The organism is Streptomyces sp. SudanB52_2052 (assembly GCF_964272415.1).
GTDB classification, from domain to species: Bacteria; Actinomycetota; Actinomycetes; order Streptomycetales; family Streptomycetaceae; genus Streptomyces; species Streptomyces olindensis.
In genome coordinates, this window is the sequence record NZ_OZ186796.1 from 4,936,531 (window position 1) to 4,954,695 (window position 18,165).

General features: G+C 71.1%; 23 protein-coding genes. 19 read left to right on the forward strand and 4 right to left on the reverse strand.

Annotation, left to right across the window (positions count from 1 at the left end):
* Nucleotides 1-86 precede the first annotated feature (86 nt).
* On the reverse strand, nt 87-866 hold the full coding sequence (locus ACSUPV_RS21905; RefSeq protein ID WP_031121423.1) for a response regulator transcription factor: 780 nt from the start codon (nt 864-866) through the stop codon (nt 87-89).
* A 171-nt stretch (nt 867-1,037) separates the two neighbouring features.
* Here ACSUPV_RS21905 and ACSUPV_RS21910 point away from each other — a divergent pair, with 171 nt between their 5' ends.
* The 9 genes from ACSUPV_RS21910 (at nt 1,038) to ACSUPV_RS21950 (ending at nt 6,565) form a co-directional block, all read left to right on the forward strand.
* Entirely contained in the window at nt 1,038-1,889 is an 852-nt protein-coding gene (locus tag ACSUPV_RS21910) for an alpha/beta hydrolase (RefSeq protein ID WP_031121422.1), read from the forward strand.
* 56 nt (nt 1,890-1,945) lie between these two features.
* Nucleotides 1,946-2,200: a MoaD/ThiS family protein gene (locus tag ACSUPV_RS21915; protein ID WP_037759332.1), complete on the forward strand. Its 255-nt coding sequence runs from the start codon at nt 1,946-1,948 to the stop codon at nt 2,198-2,200.
* Nucleotides 2,201-2,202: 2 nt separating this feature from the next.
* Nucleotides 2,203-3,321, forward strand: a complete 1,119-nt coding sequence (locus tag ACSUPV_RS21920; RefSeq protein ID WP_436948278.1) for a hypothetical protein — start codon at nt 2,203-2,205, stop codon at nt 3,319-3,321.
* 124 nt (nt 3,322-3,445) lie between these two features.
* Nucleotides 3,446-4,186, forward strand: a complete 741-nt coding sequence (locus ACSUPV_RS21925) for an LmeA family phospholipid-binding protein (protein WP_031121419.1) — start codon at nt 3,446-3,448, stop codon at nt 4,184-4,186.
* 226 nt (nt 4,187-4,412) lie between these two features.
* On the forward strand, nt 4,413-4,493 hold the full coding sequence (locus ACSUPV_RS21930; protein ID WP_350310325.1) for a putative leader peptide: 81 nt from the start codon (nt 4,413-4,415) through the stop codon (nt 4,491-4,493).
* 138 nt (nt 4,494-4,631) lie between these two features.
* Nucleotides 4,632-5,477, forward strand: a complete 846-nt coding sequence (locus ACSUPV_RS21935) for a sulfurtransferase (protein ID WP_436948280.1) — start codon at nt 4,632-4,634, stop codon at nt 5,475-5,477.
* Nucleotides 5,478-5,519: 42 nt separating this feature from the next.
* Nucleotides 5,520-5,807, forward strand: coding sequence for a DUF1416 domain-containing protein (locus tag ACSUPV_RS21940; RefSeq protein WP_031121416.1), 288 nt, complete (start codon nt 5,520-5,522; stop codon nt 5,805-5,807).
* Nucleotides 5,808-5,892: 85 nt separating this feature from the next.
* Entirely contained in the window at nt 5,893-6,153 is a 261-nt protein-coding gene (locus ACSUPV_RS21945) for a DUF3099 domain-containing protein (protein ID WP_037759339.1), read from the forward strand.
* Between the two features lie 37 nt (nt 6,154-6,190).
* Nucleotides 6,191-6,565, forward strand: coding sequence for a VOC family protein (locus tag ACSUPV_RS21950; RefSeq protein WP_037759341.1), 375 nt, complete (start codon nt 6,191-6,193; stop codon nt 6,563-6,565).
* 9 nt (nt 6,566-6,574) lie between these two features.
* Here the strand turns inward: ACSUPV_RS21950 and ACSUPV_RS21955 are convergent, their stop codons facing one another.
* Complete coding sequence (locus tag ACSUPV_RS21955; protein WP_037759343.1) at nt 6,575-6,937, reverse strand: DsrE family protein; 363 nt, start codon at nt 6,935-6,937, stop codon at nt 6,575-6,577.
* Nucleotides 6,938-7,140: 203 nt separating this feature from the next.
* On the opposite strand from ACSUPV_RS21955, the gene ACSUPV_RS21960 reads away from it, so the two are divergent.
* Genes ACSUPV_RS21960 through ygfZ form a run of 3 tightly spaced genes read left to right on the forward strand, consistent with a single transcriptional unit; the run spans nt 7,141 to nt 9,146 of the window.
* Entirely contained in the window at nt 7,141-7,716 is a 576-nt protein-coding gene (locus ACSUPV_RS21960) for an FABP family protein (RefSeq protein ID WP_031121412.1), read from the forward strand.
* Nucleotides 7,717-7,732: 16 nt separating this feature from the next.
* Nucleotides 7,733-8,170, forward strand: a complete 438-nt coding sequence (locus tag ACSUPV_RS21965) for a Fur family transcriptional regulator (protein WP_031121411.1) — start codon at nt 7,733-7,735, stop codon at nt 8,168-8,170.
* A 10-nt stretch (nt 8,171-8,180) separates the two neighbouring features.
* Nucleotides 8,181-9,146, forward strand: coding sequence for a CAF17-like 4Fe-4S cluster assembly/insertion protein YgfZ (gene ygfZ, locus ACSUPV_RS21970; protein ID WP_359789714.1), 966 nt, complete (start codon nt 8,181-8,183; stop codon nt 9,144-9,146).
* Nucleotides 9,147-9,165: 19 nt separating this feature from the next.
* Here ygfZ and dtd read toward each other — a convergent pair whose 3' ends face one another.
* The gene (gene dtd, locus ACSUPV_RS21975) at nt 9,166-9,591 is read right to left on the reverse strand and encodes a D-aminoacyl-tRNA deacylase (protein WP_382613017.1); all 426 of its coding nucleotides are present in this window, start codon (nt 9,589-9,591) and stop codon (nt 9,166-9,168) included.
* Between the two features lie 212 nt (nt 9,592-9,803).
* Between dtd and ACSUPV_RS21980 the strand changes: the two genes are divergently transcribed.
* The 3 genes from ACSUPV_RS21980 (at nt 9,804) to ACSUPV_RS21990 (ending at nt 12,950) form a co-directional block, all read left to right on the forward strand.
* On the forward strand, nt 9,804-10,445 hold the full coding sequence (locus ACSUPV_RS21980) for an RsiG family protein (RefSeq protein WP_037759348.1): 642 nt from the start codon (nt 9,804-9,806) through the stop codon (nt 10,443-10,445).
* Nucleotides 10,446-10,521: 76 nt separating this feature from the next.
* Nucleotides 10,522-11,784 (forward strand): GNAT family N-acetyltransferase, encoded by a 1,263-nt coding sequence (locus tag ACSUPV_RS21985; protein WP_436948284.1) that lies wholly within the window; start codon nt 10,522-10,524, stop codon nt 11,782-11,784.
* 263 nt (nt 11,785-12,047) lie between these two features.
* Complete coding sequence (locus tag ACSUPV_RS21990; RefSeq protein WP_436948286.1) at nt 12,048-12,950, forward strand: FadR/GntR family transcriptional regulator; 903 nt, start codon at nt 12,048-12,050, stop codon at nt 12,948-12,950.
* Nucleotide 12,951: 1 nt separating this feature from the next.
* Here the strand turns inward: ACSUPV_RS21990 and ACSUPV_RS21995 are convergent, their stop codons facing one another.
* Nucleotides 12,952-13,140, reverse strand: a complete 189-nt coding sequence (locus ACSUPV_RS21995; protein ID WP_031113840.1) for a hypothetical protein — start codon at nt 13,138-13,140, stop codon at nt 12,952-12,954.
* A 138-nt stretch (nt 13,141-13,278) separates the two neighbouring features.
* Between ACSUPV_RS21995 and ACSUPV_RS22000 the strand changes: the two genes are divergently transcribed.
* The 4 genes from ACSUPV_RS22000 (at nt 13,279) to ACSUPV_RS22015 (ending at nt 18,161) form a co-directional block, all read left to right on the forward strand.
* Complete coding sequence (locus tag ACSUPV_RS22000) at nt 13,279-14,157, forward strand: winged helix-turn-helix domain-containing protein (RefSeq protein ID WP_078650690.1); 879 nt, start codon at nt 13,279-13,281, stop codon at nt 14,155-14,157.
* A 29-nt stretch (nt 14,158-14,186) separates the two neighbouring features.
* A complete protein-coding gene (locus ACSUPV_RS22005; protein WP_037759355.1) occupies nt 14,187-14,897 on the forward strand; it encodes an HAD family hydrolase in 711 nt (236 codons plus the stop codon).
* 533 nt (nt 14,898-15,430) lie between these two features.
* A complete protein-coding gene (locus tag ACSUPV_RS22010; RefSeq protein ID WP_051648456.1) occupies nt 15,431-17,506 on the forward strand; it encodes an aminoglycoside phosphotransferase family protein in 2,076 nt (691 codons plus the stop codon).
* Nucleotides 17,507-17,537: 31 nt separating this feature from the next.
* On the forward strand, nt 17,538-18,161 hold the full coding sequence (locus tag ACSUPV_RS22015; protein WP_031113830.1) for a TetR family transcriptional regulator: 624 nt from the start codon (nt 17,538-17,540) through the stop codon (nt 18,159-18,161).
* Nucleotides 18,162-18,165 lie beyond the last annotated feature (4 nt).

The window sequence follows — 18,165 nt, forward strand, 5'->3', positions numbered from 1 at the left end:
AAAGGAGGTTCCGTACGATATCCCGACCGCCGTCCAGTGCGCTCCGTGCGAAGAGCGATGCCCAGGTCGGCGCCGGGATACGCCTTTCACGCCTCGGCGCGGACCTCGGCGGCGTCCAGATCGGCGGACTCGTCCTTGTTGTCCGGCTTTGCCTTGGCGGCCTTGGCCTTCGCCTCCTCGGCGGCCCGCTCCACCTTCTCCGGCGTAACGAATCGATAACCGACGTTCCGGACGGTGCCGATGAGCGACTCGTGCTCGGGCCCGAGCTTGGCGCGCAGCCGCCGTACGTGCACGTCGACCGTGCGGGTGCCGCCGAAGTAGTCGTAGCCCCAGACCTCCTGGAGCAGCTGGGCGCGCGTGAAGACACGGCCGGGGTGCTGCGCGAGGTACTTCAGGAGCTCGAACTCCTTGAAGGTGAGGTCGAGGACGCGGCCCTTGAGCTTGGCGGAGTACGTCGCCTCGTCGACCGACAGGTCGCCGTTGCGGATCTCCATCGGGGAGTCGTCGCTGACGATCTGCTGCCGCCCCATGGCCAGCCGCAGTCGGGCCTCGACCTCCGCGGGGCCGGCGGTGTCGAGCAGGACGTCGTCGATGCCCCAGTCCGCGGTCACGGCGGCGAGACCGCCCTCCGTGACGACGAGGATCAGCGGGCAGCCCGGACCGGTGGAGCGGAGCAGCTGGCACAGGCTGCGCACCTGCGGCAGGTCGCGCCGGCCGTCGACGAGGATGACGTCGGCACCGGGGGTGTCGACGAGGGCGGGGCCTTCCGCGGGGGCCACCCGCACGTTGTGCAGGAGCAGGCCGAGAGCGGGGAGCACCTCCGTCGACGGCTGGAGGGCGTTGGTCAGGAGCAGCAGAGAACTCATACGTCTGGTTCCTCCTCGGTCCCTGCGAGGACGTTTGTTGGCACAGCACTGCTCTGCGATCCCGAAGGCCCGTACACCTGCGGTTTCCCGCGTCGTATACAACGCTTCCGAAAGCACAAAAGGACCCGGGGGCTACGCTGCCCGAGTCCTCTGCCCAGCAGAATAGCCCACATGAGCTCTGGTCCGGCAGGTCATGTGGCGCGTTCCACCGATCGTCCGCATTCCGAGACGACCCGTGGAGCGTCTGTGCGGAGGTTCACACGGAGGTTTCTGCGCACCTCGGACGGTGTGGCGATCGACGCCGTATACGACCCGGGTGCCGCCGTATACGACGGTTCCCGGACACCTTCCGCTCATCCCGTGTTCGTCGTCGCCCACGGCTTCACCGGGGCCGTCGACCGGCCGCACGTGCGGCGGGTGGCCCAGGCGTTCACCCGGTTCGGGGCCGTCGTCACGTTCTCCTTCCGGGGGCACGGGGCGTCCGGCGGGCGGTCCACGGTCGGGGACCGGGAGGTGCTGGACCTCGCCGCGGCGGTGCGCTGGGCGCGGGAGTTCGGGCACGCGCGCGTGGGCACCGTCGGGTTCTCCATGGGCGGCTCGGTGGTGCTGCGGCACGCGGCGCTGCACCCACGGCAGACCGACGCGGTGGTGTCGGTGAGCGCGCCGGCCCGGTGGTACTACCGGGGCACCGCGCCCATGCGACGGCTGCACTGGCTCGTCACGCGGCCCGAGGGGCGCGTGGTGGGGCGCTACGGCTTCCGCACGCGCATCCACCACCGGGACTGGGACCCGGTGCCGCTGTCCCCGGTGCAGGCCGTGCCGCGGATCGCCCCGACCCCGCTGCTGATCGTGCACGGCGACGCCGACGGCTACTTTCCCGTCGACCATCCGCGCATGCTGGCCGCGGCCGCCGGTGACCAGGGCGAACTGTGGCTGGAGCCCGGCATGGGGCACGCCGAGCACGCGGCGAGCGACGAGCTGCTGGACCGGATCGGGGCGTGGGTCGTCGGCCGGGCGGGCTAGCCTGACTGGGTTCACCGTCGGGTGAGTCCGTTGTGACTGTGCGATTGAGGAAGCAGATGCCAAAGGTCACGGTGCGCTACTGGGCCGCCGCCAAGGCCGCGGCCGGGGTGGCCGAGGAGCCGTACGAGGCGGCCACGCTCGCCGAGGCGCTCGCGGGGGCGCGCGAGCGACACCCGGGCGAACTGGAGCGCGTCCTGCGGCGCTGCTCGTTCCTCGTGGACGGTGACCCCGTGGGCACCCGCGCCCATGAGACGGTACGGCTGGCCGACGGCGGCACGGTCGAGGTGCTCCCGCCGTTCGCAGGAGGGTGACGATGACCAACCAGCCGTACGACGGTTACGACGGTTACGACCCCTACGGGCAGCAGCCGCAGCACGCACAGCAGCCGCAGCACCCGCAGGGCCAGGCGCCGCAGGCGTGGCCCGGGCAGGGGTATCAGCAGGGGCACCAGGGGTATCCCGGGTACGAGGATCCGCACGCCGCTCAGCAGTACACGCAGCAGTGGCAGGGCCAGACGTGGGAGACGCAGACGCACCAGCAGGTGTCCGCCCCGGCCGCCGCCGACACGGCGTACCTGCCGCCGCAGGGGTACGCGGCTCCGGCGCCGGCTCCGGCTCCTGCCGAGGTCGCCGACGCGTCGGGTGACGGGTACGGTCCCGCCACGCTCGGCGGGAACACGCGCGTCACGGACGCCCAGCGGGCGCGGGCGGAGGGGCGGTCGCCGATCATCGAGCCCGGGATGCAGCCGGCCGCGCTGACCGCGCTGCTCGGGCTGCTGCTCGCCGGTGCGGCGGCGGTCGGGACGTACGCGCTGCTGGTGCCGCTCGTCGTCCTCCAGGCCGTCACCGCGGCGGGTTGGTTCCGGCTGAACGGGATGTGGCCGGCGCGGCAGGGCATCGCGCTGGGCTTCGCCGGGGCGCTGGCCGCGGACGCCGCGCTGCTGGCCTCGGGGCGCTCACCGGCGGCGATCCTCGGGACGCTGGGCGTGTGGGTGCTGCTCGCGCTGGTCCTGCAACTGCGGTCGCACGCGGATCCGGACGAGCGGATGTACGGCCTGATGGCGACGGTCGCGGCGGCGGCGCTGGCGATCGTGGCGGGTGGGTACCTCGCGGCCGACGCGGACGCCGTGACGGTGGGCGCGGTGGCCGTGGCGGTCGCCGTCCTGGCGCGGGCGCTGCCGTTGCCGACGGCGGCGTCGGTGGTGGTGGCGCTGCTCGCGGCGGCGGGCGGCGGTGGCGTGGCGGGTGCGATGACGGGCCTCGGCACCTCGGGCGCCCTGCTGGGCGCGGGCGCGGCGGCCTGCGCCCTGATCGGCCACCGGGTCGCGAGCTACGACTATCCCTCCCGCTTCGTCCACTTCACGGCGGGCGTGGCCCTGCCGCTGTCCGCCGCGGCGCCGGCGGTGTACGTCCTGGGGCGGGCCCTGGTCTAGGGCCCCTGTCACAGGTGATCGACAAACCCGGGGCCCGCGCGCGACACGGAGTTACCCTCACGCAAGGGACGGCCACCCGGTCGTCAGGGACCGCTGTCGAACGACTGGGTGGGGGACACACCGCATGCGCGCTCTGCGAATACTGCTGATCTTCGTCGTGATCCTGGGGGGACTCTTCGTCATCGCCGACCGCGTCGCCGTGAACTTCGCCGAGGGCGAGGCCGCCGACCGGCTGAAGACGACGGAGAACCTCGCGGCGACCCCGGACGTCAGCATCAAGGGCTTCCCGTTCCTCACCCAGGTCGTCGGCGGCTCCCTGGACGACATCGAGGTCGGCATCCAGAACTACGAGGCCGCCGCGGGCAACGGCGCCCAGAAGATCCGCATCGACGACCTCCGCGCCGACATGAAGGGCGTCGAGTTCTCCGGCGACTACAGCTCCGCCACCGCCACCAGCGCCACCGGCACGGCGACCATCTCCTACGACGAGCTGCTGAAGACGGCGAAGTCCGAGCCCACCCGGGTCGCCCCGGGTGTCACGGCCCACGTCGTCGGCCTCTCCGACGGCGGCAACGGCAAGATCAAGGTCACGGTCGAGGCCACCGTGCTCGGCACGGAGCTGCCCGAGCCGGTCTCCGTGCTCAGCACGGTGACGGTGGTCGACGGCGACACCGTGCGGGTGAAGGCCGACGGCCTGCCCGAGTTCGCCGGGGTCGACCTCGCCGAGAGCCGCGTCCGGGCGATCACCGACTTCCAGCAGAAGATCGACGGCCTGCCCGGCGGCATCAAGCTGGACAAGGTCCAGGCGGCCCCGAACGGTGTCGAGATCACGGTGAAGGGTTCCGACGTCCGGCTCGCCGGGTAGGAACGGGCACGGCGGAGCCGACCAGCGCCGTCCGGTGGACCCGACCAGCGCCGTCCGGTGGGCGAGACGGCGGCGTCCGCAGCTTAGATGTGACGGTGGATACAGGCGGCCGGAGGGGAGGCGTCGGGCGCCCTGACGGCGCCCTGATCCCACATCCCGGACCATCTCGTCTCAGTATGCGACACACCGGTGACACGCCCGCCCTGCCGTCCCTACGATCGACGGCATGAAGCGACAGGCGGACCTCACGAAGCGGCGGGCAGTAGACCTGTGCCGCGTCGCCGCCATGCTCTGTCGCACCTTCTGAGCGACCGCGTCGGCCCGTGAGCCGGCGCGCGCATCCCCGCCGCCCTGCATCAAGGGCACCCGTGCGCCGCCCTCGTCATGGGCGCGCGCCCCGCAGATCTCGCACGCCCCGCCGCAACTGCCCCGGAGGAGAAAGAGCATGAGCCGCAGCGACGTCCTGGTCGACGCCGACTGGCTCCAGGAGCACCTGGACGACCCGACCATCGCCATCGTCGAGGTGGACGAGGACACGTCCGCCTACGAGAAGAACCACATCAAGAACGCGATCCGCATCGACTGGACCAAGGACCTCCAGGACCCGGTCCGCCGTGACTTCGTCGACCAGGAGGGCTTCGAGAAGCTCCTGTCGGAGAAGGGCATCGCCAACGACCACACCGTGGTCCTCTACGGCGGCAACAACAACTGGTTCGCCTCGTACGCGTACTGGTACTTCAAGCTGTACGGCCACGAGAGCGTCAAGCTCCTCGACGGCGGCCGCAAGAAGTGGGAGCTCGACGCCCGCGAGCTGGTCGCCGGCGACGAGGTGCCGGAGCGCGCGAAGACCGAGTACAAGGCCAAGCCGCAGGACACGTCGATCCGCGCCTTCCGCGACGACGTCGTCGCCGCCATCGGTTCGCAGAACCTGGTCGACGTGCGTTCGCCCGACGAGTTCTCCGGCAAGCTGCTCGCCCCGGCCCACCTGCCGCAGGAGCAGTCCCAGCGCCCCGGCCACGTGCCGAGCGCCCGCAACATCCCGTGGTCCAAGAACGCCAACGACGACGGCACCTTCAAGTCGGACGAGGAGCTCAAGGCCCTCTACGAGGAGGAGAGCGTCGACCTGGCGAAGGACACCATCGCCTACTGCCGCATCGGTGAGCGCTCCGCGCTGACCTGGTTCGTCCTGCACGAGCTGCTCGGCGTGGAGAACGTCAAGAACTACGACGGCTCCTGGACCGAGTACGGCTCCCTGGTGGGCGTGCCGATCGAGCTCGGCGCCAACAAGTAAGCGACCCCGACCGACCTTTCCAGACCTCTTCAGGAGTACGACATGTGTGGTGCGAAGGCCGGCGGCCCCGACGCCTCGACGATCAAGCCCGGTGAGACCACGATCCAGGGTCAGGTGACCAAGGACGGCGAGCCCGTGGTCGGCTACGTCCGTCTGCTGGACTCGACCGGCGAGTTCACGGCCGAGGTGCCGACCTCGGCGACCGGACAGTTCCGCTTCTACGCGGCCGAGGGCACCTGGACCGTCCGCGCCCTTGTGCCCGGCGCCACCGCCGACCGCACGGTCGTCGCCCAGAAGGGCGGCCTGGCGGAGGTCGCGATCGCCGTCTGACGGCGACAGGTCCTCAAGGGCCGCACCCCGCGGGTTGGACGCCTGGGGTGCGGCCCTTCGGCCTGCCCGGACCTACGCTGGACGTATGTACGCACGGCGACGGCACACGTACTTCGCGATGATGGGCCTGTGCATCGGCCTCTTCGTCCTGGCCTGGGGCGTCGTGCGGCTGTGGTCCGTGCCCGTGGCCGTGGGGATGTGCGTCGTCGCCATGGTCATCCCGCCCGTGGCGGCCATGGTCGCGAACCGGCGCGGGCCGGAGGACCGGTGGTGGGACGACCCGTCCGGGGACCCGCAGTCCGACGAGTGGTGGGACGAGCTGGACGGCAAGAAGCGACCGCGGTGAGCGGCGTCCTCCCGGCGGCGCGGGGTAAGCGGGCTCCATGAGGCTGACAGCGGCGGTGCTGGACGCACCGAACGCCCGCGAACTCGCGGACTTCTACCTACGGCTGCTGCCCGGCTGGGCCGTCTGGCGGGACGAGGACGGCCCGGACTGGGTGCACATCCGGCCGCCCGGCGGCGGCACGGGGCTGTCCTTCCAGACCGAGCCCGCGTACGTCCCGCCCGTCTGGCCGAGCGGCCCGGACCGACAGCAGATGATGGTCCACCTCGACATCGAGGTCGACGACGTGGAGCGGGAGACCGCGCGGGCCCTCGCCGAGGGCGCGCGGCTCGCGGAATTCCAGCCGCAGGCGCACGTCCGCGTGCTGCTGGACCCGGTCGGGCACCCGTTCTGCCTGTACACAGAGCCTCAGTAGACCGGAGTCTCAGTAGACGAGCGCCTGCGTCTCGTCCGCCAGCGCCTCCTGGACGAAGACCTGCGCGCCCGCGATGCGGACGCCCTCGACGACGTCCTTCTCCGTGATCTCGCGCCGGGCCGCGCACTGCGTGCACAGCGTGACGCGGCCGGCCGCGAGGATCGAGTCCAGCAGGTCGGGCAGGGGCGCCGCGTGCGGCAGCTCGAACTCGGCGGCGCGGCCGGGGAGCGCGAACCAGGAGGACTCGCCGGTCAGCCACAGGGAGACGTCGACGCCGCTGGCCACCGCCACCGCCGCCACCGTGAACGCCTGGGAGCACCGCTCGGGGGCGTCCGCCCCGGCCGTCACCTTGATCACCAGCTTCTTCGCCATAGCCGGAATCGTAGTGCCGAAGGGGCCCGCGTAAGCTGGGGCCGGCCCTGTGCTTACATCCGCACCCCGCTCAAGGAGCACCCCGTGGAGCTTTTCTTCGAAATCCTGTTGGTCCTGGTCGCCGTCGGCGTCCTCGCGTTCGCCGGACTGACCGTGAAGAAGCTGTACCAGGGCCAGCGCTGACCCACCTCTAGGAAGTTCTGATGATCGAGATCCCGTCCGACCTCCACAAGGACCTCGTCCCGCTCGCCTTCCTGCTCGGGAACTGGGCGGGCGCCGGTGTGCACGACTTCCCCGGCTCGGAGAAGTGCAACTTTGGGCAGGAGGTCGCCTTCACCCACGACGGCCGGGACTTCCTGGAGTACCGGTCCCACTCGTGGGTCCTGGACAAGGACGGCAACAAGGTCCGCCCGCTGGAGTCCGAGCACGGCTTCTGGCGGATCGACGCCGACCGCAAGGTCGAGGTGACGATGACCCGCGACGACGGCGTCATCGAGATCTGGTACGGCGAGCTCGCCGACAAGAAGCCGCAGATCGACCTCGTGACCGACGCGGTGGCCCGCACGGCGGCCTCCCGGCCCTACAGCGGCGGCAAGCGGCTGTACGGCTACGTCAAGAGCGACCTCATGTGGGTCGGCGAGAAGCAGACCCCCGAGGTCGAGCTGCGCCCCTACATGTCGGCCCACCTGAAGAAGGCCGTCACCCCCGAGGAGGTCGAGCGCTGGGCCAAGGCCCTGCCGGACGACCTGCCCGACGACGGCATCGCTTTCTTCAAGTAGTTCTAGACTCGTCCGTGTGGTGAGCACCGACTGGAAGAGCGATCTGCGGCAGCGCGGCTACCGGCTGACCCCGCAGCGGCAACTCGTGCTCGAAGCCGTGGACACCCTGGAACACGCGACCCCCGACGACATCCTCGTGGAAGTGAGGAAGACGGCGTCGGGGGTCAACATTTCCACGGTGTACCGCACGCTGGAGCTGCTGGAGGAGCTGGGGCTGGTCAGCCACGCGCACCTCGGGCACGGGGCACCGACGTACCACCTCGCGGACCGGCACCACCACATCCACCTGGTGTGCCGGGACTGCCAGAACGTCATCGAGGCGGACGTCTCCGTGGCCGCCGACTTCACGGCGAAGCTGCGGGCCGAGTTCGGGTTCGACACCGACATGAAGCACTTCGCGATCTTCGGCCGCTGCCAGGACTGCACGCTCAAGGCTTCAACTACCGAGTCGTAGGCTTACGGATATGAAGAGCCCCCTGCTGACCCTGCCCGGCGCCGTCCCCGCCGAGGGCGTGGACGAAGGCGTCGCCGCCCACTACGGCGACCTGTTCCGCGAGCAGCGCGCCCTCGCCGACGGCACCGGCTTCGTGGACCTCTCGCACCGCGGGGTCGTCACCGTCACCGGCGAGGACCGGCTCGCCTGGCTGCACCTGCTGCTCACCCAGCACGTCAGCGAGCTCCCGCCGGGCCAGGCCACCGAGGCGCTGATCCTGTCCGCCAACGGCCACATCGAGCACGCGCTGTACCTCGTCGACGACGGCGCGACCGTCTGGGCCCACGTGGAGCCGAACACCCAGGACGCGCTGATCGCGTACCTGGAGTCGATGAAGTTCTTCTACAAGGTCGAGGTCGCCGACCGCACGGCCGACACCGCCGTCGTCCACCTCCCGGCCGGCTCCATCGCCGAGGTCCCCGAGGGCGCCGTCGTCCGCGAGACGCCGCACGGCCGGGACCTGTTCCTGCCGCGCGCCGGCCTGGAGCCGTTCGCCGCGCAGGCCGGGCCGCCCGCCGGGCTCCTCGCCTACGAGGCGCTGCGCGTGGAGCAGCACCGGCCCCGGCTCGGCTTCGAGACCGACCACCGCACCATCCCGCACGAGCTGGGCTGGATCGGCTCGGCGGTGCACCTGCAGAAGGGCTGCTACCGGGGCCAGGAGACGGTCGCCCGGGTGCAGAACCTGGGCAAGCCGCCGCGCCGGCTGGTCTTCCTGCACCTGGACGGCAGCGAGGTCCACCTGCCGCCGGCCGGCACCGAGCTGCGCCTCGCGGACGACGGCCCCGACGGACGGAAGATCGGCTTCGTCACGACCTCCGTACGCCACCACGAGCTGGGCCCGGTCGCCCTCGCCCTGGTGAAGCGGAACGTGCCCGTGGACGCGCCCCTGGTGGCCGGTGACACGGCCGCCGCCCAGGAAGTCGTCGTCGAGCCGTAACGCTTGTAGACCTTTCGGGTCAGATTTCGATCAGCACGGTGAACGGGCCGTCGTTCGTCAGTGATACATGCATCGCCGCCCCGAAACGGCCCGTGGCCACCGTCGCGCCCAGCGAGCGCAACTGGGCGACCACCTCGTCGACCAGCGGCTCCGCGACATCGCCGGGAGCCGCCGCGTTCCAGGTGGGGCGGCGTCCCTTGCGGGCGTCGCCGTAGAGCGTGAACTGGCTGATCACCAGGAGCGGGGCGTCGATGTCGCTGCAGGACTTCTCGTCGTGCAGCATGCGGATCGACCACAGCTTGCGGGCCAGCTGGGCCGCCTTCTCCTTGGTGTCCTCGTGGGTGACACCGACGAGGACGCACAGCCCCTCGCCCTGGATCTCCCCCACGGTCTCGCCGTCCACGACGACGCTCGCGCCGTCCACCCTCTGCACCACTGCTCGCATACGTCCATCATGCAGGGCGGTGAAGTCAGCGCCGCGCGTGGTGTGCGCATGGCCCGAAAGGGTGGTTTGCGCCGGGCGCCAACTGCCTGTGCTGGACCGTATTTTGCTGCTTACCCGCCCATCTGGGGTCTATCGGGGGCACTCGTTCCCATAGCGGCCACTTGGGGTGGCACGATGCATGCACACACCGGTCGAGGGGACGGTCGAGGCACATGAGCACACCAAGCACCGGGCAGCAGCCGGGGGCTGTCTGGTCGACGTACACGGGGATCACGGGGATCGGGGCGCCGGAGTACCACCGGCCCCCCACGCAGCGCACCGACAGCCCGCGCCTGCCCTCGGACACTCCCGAGCACCACCTGGCCGCACTGAGCCTGCCCGAGCTGCGCACGCTGCGCCGCGGGGCCCAGCGCGACGAGGCCGACCTCAGCTACGTACGGCGGCTGCTGCAGGGGCGGATCGACATCCTGCGCGCGGAGCTGGCACGGCGTACCCCGCAGGGCGAGGCCGCCGTCGCCGCGCCCGCCGAGGCGTCCGTCGTCGAGCGGCTCGCCGAGATCCTGCGCGACGCCCCCGCCCGGCACCGCTCCTCCGCCCGGCACGTGACCCTGGGCACGCCCCAGGGCGAGGAGTACCGGCGGCTGGCCGCCGAGATGCTCGCCGAGGTCGAGCTGTCCGACCTGGGCGCGCGCACGGACCTGGAACTGAACGCGGGGATCGGGCGGCTCGTGCGCTACGAGCAGCAGGTCTCCCGGCGCCGGCAGCGGCTCCAGCGCACGGCCGACGAGTGCAGCGCGGAGATCGCCCGCCGGTACCGCGAAGGGGAGGCGCAGGTCGACGACCTGCTGGTGTGAGCGCCCCTGGGGGCGTCGGGGAGGGCCGGTCGGATATTCACGCGACACCGACCGGCCCTCCCTTTAGCGTGAGGCCATGGACCCCACTTCCCGTGCCGACGGCGTCGACGTACGTCCCGTCACCGAAGCCGAGTTCACCGACTGGCTGCGGGCCGTGAACACCGGCTTCCTGCGGGTGCCCGTGCTGTCCGACGAGGAGATCGAGGGACGCCGCGAGCGGTTCGTCCCGGGCCGCTACCTCGGTGCCTTCGACGGCGGCCGGTGCGTGGCGACCTTCCGCTCCTTCGACCAGGAGCTCACGGCCGTGGGCGGGGCGAGGGTCGCGGCCGACGCCGTCTCGGGCGTCACCGTCCACCCCACCCACCGCCGCCGCGGGCTGCTCAGCGGCATGATGGCGCGGGACCTGGCCGCCGCGAAGGACCGTGGGGACGTCGTCGCGACACTGATCGCCGCCGAGTACCCGATCTACGGCCGCTACGGCTTCGGACCGGCGACCTGGACGGCCGAGTGGACGGTCGACGTGCCGCGCTCCGGCCTCGACGCCCGCTGGGCGGGCCCGGCGGACGGCGGGCGGATCCACCTGGTGGACGGCGAGGAGGTCCGCAAGCTCGGCCCCGACCTGCACGCGCGGCTGTGCCGCCGCCAGCCCGGCGCGATCGACCGCGACGAGCTGTGGTGGAAGTGGAACACCGGCGCCGTACGGGTCGAGCCGTCCTGGAAGCAGCCCTTCTTCGCCGTGTACCGCTCCGCGTCCGGCGAGGTCGAGGGCATGGCCGCCTACGACGTGGACGACAACTGGGGCGATGCCAAGCAGCCGTTGAACACGGCCACCGTGAGGTGGCTGATCGGCGTCACCCCGGCCGCCGAGCGCGCCCTGTGGCAGTTCCTCTGCTCCATCGACTGGGTCGTGCGGGTCAAGAGCGGCTACCGGGCGCCCGACGACCTGCTCCCGCTGCTCCTGCCGGACCCGCGCGCGGCCGCCGTCACGTCGCTGGCGGACTGGCTGTGGGTGCGGATCCTCGACGTCGAACGGGCGCTGGAGGCGCGGACGTACGAGGCGGAGGGGACGCTGGTGCTGGAGGTCGCCGGGGTGGACGGGCTGACCGGCGGGCGCTACCGGCTGGAGGCCTCCGCCGAGGGGGCGTCCTGTACGCCGACCCGCGAGAGCGCCGACCTCGTGGTGGGGCTGGGCGATCTGGGGGCGCTGTGGCTCGGGGACGAGTCGGCGGTGCGGCTCGCGGCGGTCGGGCGGGTGCGGGAAGAACGAGCGGGCGCCGCCCGGAAGGCCGACGCCCTGCTGCGTACGTCCAGGCGGCCGTGGTGCCCGGACCTGTTCTGAGCCGCTCCCTTCTGCCGGTGGACAGGGACCCGCATCCGTAGCGAGCTGTTCGGTTGTGGTTGTTGTGCGGTGCTGCCGGCTCGGCGGGGCTCCCGGCTCCCCTCCGGAAGGGAGTCCCGCGGCGGGTGGCCAACCTCCTGGAGGTCTGACCATGTCGCTCAAGTTGGCGACCAACTTCACTGTACTTATCTCCGCTTGGAAGCGTCTCATAACCACCTTTCCGTGAACTGCCGAAAGATGGCGGGAAGTTGTAGCGTTGAGTCGTGGACCCGGAACACGCCTCCGTCAATGGACGGAAGAGGTCGCTACGGCCACAGCGGACACATCACGAGGTGGCCGACGAGCTGCGCGCCCGGATCAGGTCGGGCGCGCTGCGGCCGGGTGAACGCATGCCCACCCAGGCCCAGCTGGCACAGGAGTTCGGCGTCGAGCGCGGGGCGGTGCGCCAGGCGTTGCGCATCCTGCAGTCCGAGGGGTTGCTCACCAATGTGTCCAAGGGCAGCCCGGCGACCGTGGCTCCCGATCCCGCCGGGGCGCTGACCGGCCCGGAAGCCCCGCCCCTGCCCACGACGGTGGCCCTCGCGCCCCGGATCGCGGCGGCGTTCGCGGCGGAGCACGTCGAGATCGACGCCGTGTGCCTCACCTCCATCTCCCTCACCCTCGCCATCGGCGAGCCGCTGCGCCAGATCCACGCCGGACGGCTGAAACCGGCCAAGGTCGACGTCCGGGTGCTGCTGCCGAGCCGGGACATCGACCTCGCGTTCCCGGTGCCGGTCGAGGGGCGCCGCGACGACTGGGTGCACGAGCGCTGGCTGGCGATGCGCAACGCGCAGGGGCAGGTGCTCCAGCACAACCTGCTGGCCCTGCGCGCCACGCACGGCATCGACGTCCAGGTGAGGTTCCGGGCGCTGCCCTTCACCCCGCCGGTGAAGCTGTACCTGCTCAACGGCACGGAGGCGCTGTTCGCGTACTACACGCTGACGCGCCGGGAGGCCGAGATCGACCACGAGCACCTGGAGATGTACGACGCCCAGGGCACCCAGTCGATGCTGTTCTCCTTCCAGCAGGGGCCGGGCCTGCGCGACACGACGTTCGTGGAGCAGTCGCACCTGTGGTTCAACGCGCTGTGGGAGACGATCAGTTCGGAGCTGGTGCTCACGAGCTGACCTACCGGGCGGGCCCTGTGATCAGCAGCGCGAGCACGACCGCTCCCGCGGAGCTGACAGCCGGGCTCTTGGCCTTGATGCCCACGGTGAGAAGGATCAGCCCGACGATTCCGGCCGGGCCGTACTTCCACTGGACGAGCTGCTCGAAGGCGACGACGAAGGCGGCGGAGAGGAGAGCGAGGGCGGGCATCGGATTCCCCCTTCGGAAGCAAAACTTCCGCCAACTGAGGTAAGTTGGCAACCAACTCTGATTGAGTTGTCCCCACTTGGCCCCTAGCTATAAACAACTTTCAAACAACTCCCGTCAGATGGATCAGAGTTGTAGCGTTTGGTCGTGACCCAGGAGAACGTGGCAGTGAACGGCAGCAGAAGGCTCTCGCCCCAGGAGATCGCCGACAACCTGCGGGAACGTATCCGCGCGGGTGAGCTCAGGCCCGGGGACCGCCTGCCCACCCAGGCCGAACTCGCCGAGGAGTTCGGTGTGGAACGTGGCGCCGTCCGCCAGGCCCTGAAGGCGCTCCAGGAGGACGGGCTCCTCACCAACGTCAGCAAGGGCAGCCCGCCGCGGATCGCCGCGCCCGCCCCGGCCCGGGGTGAACCCCAGCGGACCATGGTGGGGCTGGCGCCGCGTCTGACGGAGGCGTTCTCGGTCCCGCGCGTCCGCGTCGACGTCGTCTGCCACACCGCGGAGACGCTGATGGTCGCCATCGGAGAGCCGCTCCGGCTGATCCACGAGGGCCGTATCCGCCCCGAGTCGATCGACGTCCGCATCCTCGTCCCGTCCCGGGACATCGAACTGGCATTCCCCGTGCCCGTGGAGGCGCACGGCGACGACAACCCGGTCCACCAGCGCTGGCTGGCGATGCGCAACGCGCAGGGGCAGGTGCTCCAGCACAACCTGCTGGCCCTGCGCTCCACGCACGGCATCGACGTCCACGTGACGTTCCGGGCGCTGCCCTTCACGCCGCCGGTGAAGCTGTACCTCCTCAACGGGGAGGAGGCGCTGATCGGCTACTACATGCTGACCAGGCGCGCGGAGGAGTGGGGCAGTCAGACCCTGGACATGTACGACGTCCTGGGCTCGCAGTCCCTCCTCTTCTCCTTCGTGAAGCGGGCGGGGCGGCGGGACGCGGCGTTCGTGGAGGAATCCCAGAAGTGGTTCGACGCCCTCTGGGAAACCATCACCACGAACCTGACACTCTCCTAGTGACTTCTGATACGACGCAGACTGGTGCGGTGACGGCATCGACCGAAGACTTGCGGAAACTGCTCGCTCCTGTTCGTTACGTCCTCTGGGACCTCGACGGTCCGATCTGTCGGCTGTTCGCCGGTTACCCGGCGGACGATGTCGCCCGGAAACTGGTGAAGTTGATCCAGGGGCGTGGGCTGGGCGGGCTGCTCAGGGAGGAGGAACGTTCCCACCCGGATCCGCAGGCCGTGCTGCTCGGCGTCAACGAGCGGCACCCGGACAGCGATCTGATCACCCTGCTCGAGGACTGGCTCACCCAGCAGGAACTCGCCGCCGTTCCGACCGCGTGGCCCACGCCGTACGCGGATCCGCTGATCAGGACGTGGTCGGCGCTGGGGGCGAGGTTCGCCATCACCACGAACAACTCCGCGCTCGCGGCGGCCTCCTACATCGAGACCCGGTACCTCAAGGGCTGCTTCCCCTACATATACGGGCGCACCAAGGACCTCGCCCAGATGAAGCCGCACCCCCACTTCCTCTCCCAGGCCCTGAAGTCCCTGGGCGCGGACCCGTCGCAGGCGCTGATGCTGGGCGACGCGCGGACGGACTACGAGGCCGCGCAGGAACTGCACGTGCCGTTCCTGGGCTACGCGCGCGACGACGAGAAACTGAACCTGCTGGTGAACGCGGGCGTCGAACCGACCCACATCGTGCGCTCCCTGGAAGAGGTGCTGGTCGCGCTGAAGGGTGGGAACTGACCCACCGCGACCACGAATACCCCCTCTGGTCGAACGGGGCCGCCCCGAGGGACTACGTTCCGGCACGCCTTCCAACTCCCGGTCCCTGCCGACGCGTCGTGCTCGTCAATTGGGAGCGCGAGTGCGTTCTCACGGCGCGGGGCCGTACCCCGGTGCCGGTTCGGGCCGGCTGGGAGGTGGTTGCCTTGAGGCTTCTGCGGAGGTCGTGGACACGGTGGTGACCGTGAGGAACCAGCTCGGCTGGTGGTGACGACGGCCCCGACCGGGTGACCGGCCGGGACCACCGTTTTCCCATGCGCGTAACCGCACAGGTAGCGCAGCGTCACGGTTACCTCATTGAGACCAGGGATCACCCGACTCGAGTCGTGGGGGCATCGGTGCGGCGATAGGCTCTGCAAAACCTTCCGGAGTCTCGCACTTTGATCCAGGAGCAGCCGGTGCACGCGCAGCCGGTTCCCCCACCTCCCCCGGGGAGGTTCCCCGCGCACGATCCTTACGGGGAGTTCGTGCGGCGGGCGAAGACTGACGGCGTGATGTACGACGGCCATCACAACCGGAACTTCGTGTTGCCCCTGACCGAGCCCATGGCCCGGTACGTGGGGCGCGAGGCCGGTACCCCGGCCATAGTGCGGCTGCGGGTCCGCAACGCGCTGCCGGTGGTGATCCGCACCTGGGATGAGCCCGACGTCCTGCGTGCCATCAACGGCGTGCTGCCCAGGGCCCCCGAATGCCTGGCAAGGCGGAACGGTTCAGCGGTCCACAGCTATGTGGAGGGCGTCCCGCTCTCCAGCCTCCGCCGGAACGGCGAGCCGGTTGAACGCCCCCTGATCACCTCGCTGATGCGGACGGTCGCCCGGATGTCCCAGGTCCGCAGGGAGGCCCTGCCACCCGTGCCGGGCGCACGGCCGAGCAGCGACAAGGACAGCAGGGGATTCCTGCGGACCCTGGCCCTGCTGGCCGACCGTCAGGTCCGGCAGCCCAACTGGAGTGCCTTCGGCGGGCTGTTCGAGGCCCTGGGCGTCCCCGCCGACGCCCTGACCAGGCTGGCCGAGCGGATCCCCGCCATGGCGCGGCGGCCGTACACCCTGCTCCACACCGACCTGCACCGCGCCAACCTCATCGTCTCCGCGGAGGACCGGTCCGTCGCCTGCGTCGACTGGGAACTGGCCACCTACGGCGATCCGCTGCACGAGCTGGCGACCCACCTGGTCCGGATGCGGTACCCCGCGTCGCAGTGGGACGAGGTGCAGCAGGCCTGGGCCGAGGCCATGGAGGAGTGCCGGCCCTCGGCGGTCAAGGGCCTGGCCAGGGACCTGCGCCACTACGTCGCCTTCGAGCGGGCCCAGTCGGTCTATCCGGACGTGATGCGCGCGGCCCGGTCGCTGGACGACCGTCTCGACGACCGGAGCCTGGCCGAGGCCACGGCCACCGTGCACCGGGCGCTGGAGGCCGCCGCCGAGCCGCTCGGGCTGGCCAGGGTGCCGTGCGAGACGGAGATCGAGCGGGTGCTGCTGCGGCGCCGGGACTCCCGGCACCGGCGGACCACCGCCTTCCGGCCGGTCCCGCCCCTCGCCTGGACTCCCGACAAGCGGGTCCCCGAACATCCCGACTTCCCCCACACCGCCGTACGCGACGCCCTCCTCGCGGAAGGCACGGCCCCGGCCGGCCGGGTGTTCAAGGGCACCGCGCACCTCAACTCGGTCGTCCGTGTGCCGGGCGTCGACGTGCCCGTGGTGGTGCGGCGCAGGATCGCCTCGTTCCGCCGCCGGGAGCCGAGCCACCTCAGCGAGCACGCCGTGCTGCGCGCCATCGCGCGCTCCGAGGTCGATGTGACGGCCCCCCGGGTGCTGGCGCTGGGCAGGAGCCACGGCGGGGACGCCTTCGCCGTCCACACCTACGTCGGACCGCTGCACAGCGACCGGCCGCCCAGCCACCCGGTGAACGGCCTGCTGCCGCACGAGGCGGACGGGCTCGTGTACCAGCTCGGGCAGCTGACCCGGGTCGACTACACCGGGCTCGACCCCCTCGCCGGGGAATGGGACTTCTACACCTGGCTCAGCCGGCAACTGGTCGCCCTGGTCCGGGGACTGCCCAAGGAGTCGCAGCAGCGGGCCAAGGCGCTGGGCCTGCCGGACGCCGACCGGCTGAGCGAGATCCTCGCCCGGCACCGCGTCACCCCGCGCAAGCACGCCCTGCTGCACGGCGACCTCAACCCCTGGAACCTCGTCCGCCACTCCAGACGGGACCATCTGGCCCTCACCATCATCGACTGGGAGATGGCGATGGTCGGGGACCCGCTGTACGACCTGGTGCGGCACATCCACCTCACCCCGACCCGGCCGGAGATCCGGGAGCGCATGGTCCGGCAGTGGGAGAACGCGCTCCCCGCCGAGTACACCAGGGACTGGCGGCAGGACTGGCGGGTCTACCGCTGGGTCGAGATCGTCCGGTCCGCCTACGTCGACCTCGACCGGCTGGTCACGGGCGCCGGGCTGGACGCGCCCAACGTGCGCCGGGCGGTGGACTCGTACGCCATGACCCTCGCGGCCGCCACCGCCTCCCTCGGCCTGCCGACCCGCTCCGCCGCCCTGGCCCGCGCCCTCGCCTAGAGAGAGTCGGCGCGCTGCGTAGGCTCGCCCCATGAGCGAGACCGGGCTGCGTGAGCGCAAGAAGCGGCGGATGTACGAGACGGTGTCGGACATCGCCATCCGGCTCTTCCTGGAGAAGGGGTTCGACGCGGTGTCCGTCGCGGAGGTGGCGGCGGCGGCCGAGATCTCCAAGCCGACGCTGTTCCGGTACTTCCCGGCCAAGGAGGATCTGGTGCTGTACCGGATCGCCGACCACGAGGGGGAGGCCGCGCGGGTCGTGGCGGGGTCGGCGGCGGCGCCCGTGGAGGCGCTGCGGCGGCACTTCCTGGAGGGGCTGGAGCGGGGTGATCCCGTGACCGGACTCAACGACGACCCCCGGGTGCTCGCCTTCCACGGCCTGCTCTACGAGACGCCCTCCCTGGTCGCCCGGGCGCATCTGCACCAGGAGCGGTCCGAGGCCGCGCTCGCCGAGGTGCTCGGGGGTGATCTGGACGCGCGGCTCGCGGCCGGGCAGATCATGGCCGTGCAGCGGATCCTCGCGCTGGAGAACTGGCGGCGGATCGCCGCGGGGGAGCGGGCGGCGGAGCTGCGGGCCGAGGCGGTGGCGGCGGCGGAGCGGGCCTTCGGGCGGCTGGCGGCCGGGCTGCCGCCGGGCCTCTCAGTCGAAACTCAGTAATAAA

What these genes read in the sequence shown, in the direction of transcription:
- ACSUPV_RS21905 (WP_031121423.1), bottom strand. Translation starts at nt 866, where the DNA reads ATGAGTTCTCTGCTGCTCCTGACCAACGCCCTCCAGCCGTCGACGGAG.
- ACSUPV_RS21910 (WP_031121422.1), top strand. Translation starts at nt 1,038, where the DNA reads ATGAGCTCTGGTCCGGCAGGTCATGTGGCGCGTTCCACCGATCGTCCG.
- ACSUPV_RS21915 (WP_037759332.1), top strand. Translation starts at nt 1,946, where the DNA reads ATGCCAAAGGTCACGGTGCGCTACTGGGCCGCCGCCAAGGCCGCGGCC.
- ACSUPV_RS21920 (WP_436948278.1), top strand. Translation starts at nt 2,203, where the DNA reads ATGACCAACCAGCCGTACGACGGTTACGACGGTTACGACCCCTACGGG.
- ACSUPV_RS21925 (WP_031121419.1), top strand. Translation starts at nt 3,446, where the DNA reads ATGCGCGCTCTGCGAATACTGCTGATCTTCGTCGTGATCCTGGGGGGA.
- ACSUPV_RS21930 (WP_350310325.1), top strand. Translation starts at nt 4,413, where the DNA reads ATGAAGCGACAGGCGGACCTCACGAAGCGGCGGGCAGTAGACCTGTGC.
- ACSUPV_RS21935 (WP_436948280.1), top strand. Translation starts at nt 4,632, where the DNA reads ATGAGCCGCAGCGACGTCCTGGTCGACGCCGACTGGCTCCAGGAGCAC.
- ACSUPV_RS21940 (WP_031121416.1), top strand. Translation starts at nt 5,520, where the DNA reads ATGTGTGGTGCGAAGGCCGGCGGCCCCGACGCCTCGACGATCAAGCCC.
- ACSUPV_RS21945 (WP_037759339.1), top strand. Translation starts at nt 5,893, where the DNA reads ATGTACGCACGGCGACGGCACACGTACTTCGCGATGATGGGCCTGTGC.
- ACSUPV_RS21950 (WP_037759341.1), top strand. Translation starts at nt 6,191, where the DNA reads ATGAGGCTGACAGCGGCGGTGCTGGACGCACCGAACGCCCGCGAACTC.
- ACSUPV_RS21955 (WP_037759343.1), bottom strand. Translation starts at nt 6,937, where the DNA reads ATGGCGAAGAAGCTGGTGATCAAGGTGACGGCCGGGGCGGACGCCCCC.
- ACSUPV_RS21960 (WP_031121412.1), top strand. Translation starts at nt 7,141, where the DNA reads ATGATCGAGATCCCGTCCGACCTCCACAAGGACCTCGTCCCGCTCGCC.
- ygfZ (WP_359789714.1), top strand. Translation starts at nt 8,181, where the DNA reads ATGAAGAGCCCCCTGCTGACCCTGCCCGGCGCCGTCCCCGCCGAGGGC.
- dtd (WP_382613017.1), bottom strand. Translation starts at nt 9,591, where the DNA reads ATGCGAGCAGTGGTGCAGAGGGTGGACGGCGCGAGCGTCGTCGTGGAC.
- ACSUPV_RS21980 (WP_037759348.1), top strand. Translation starts at nt 9,804, where the DNA reads ATGAGCACACCAAGCACCGGGCAGCAGCCGGGGGCTGTCTGGTCGACG.
- ACSUPV_RS21985 (WP_436948284.1), top strand. Translation starts at nt 10,522, where the DNA reads ATGGACCCCACTTCCCGTGCCGACGGCGTCGACGTACGTCCCGTCACC.
- ACSUPV_RS21995 (WP_031113840.1), bottom strand. Translation starts at nt 13,140, where the DNA reads ATGCCCGCCCTCGCTCTCCTCTCCGCCGCCTTCGTCGTCGCCTTCGAG.
- ACSUPV_RS22010 (WP_051648456.1), top strand. Translation starts at nt 15,431, where the DNA reads ATGTACGACGGCCATCACAACCGGAACTTCGTGTTGCCCCTGACCGAG.
- ACSUPV_RS22015 (WP_031113830.1), top strand. Translation starts at nt 17,538, where the DNA reads ATGAGCGAGACCGGGCTGCGTGAGCGCAAGAAGCGGCGGATGTACGAG.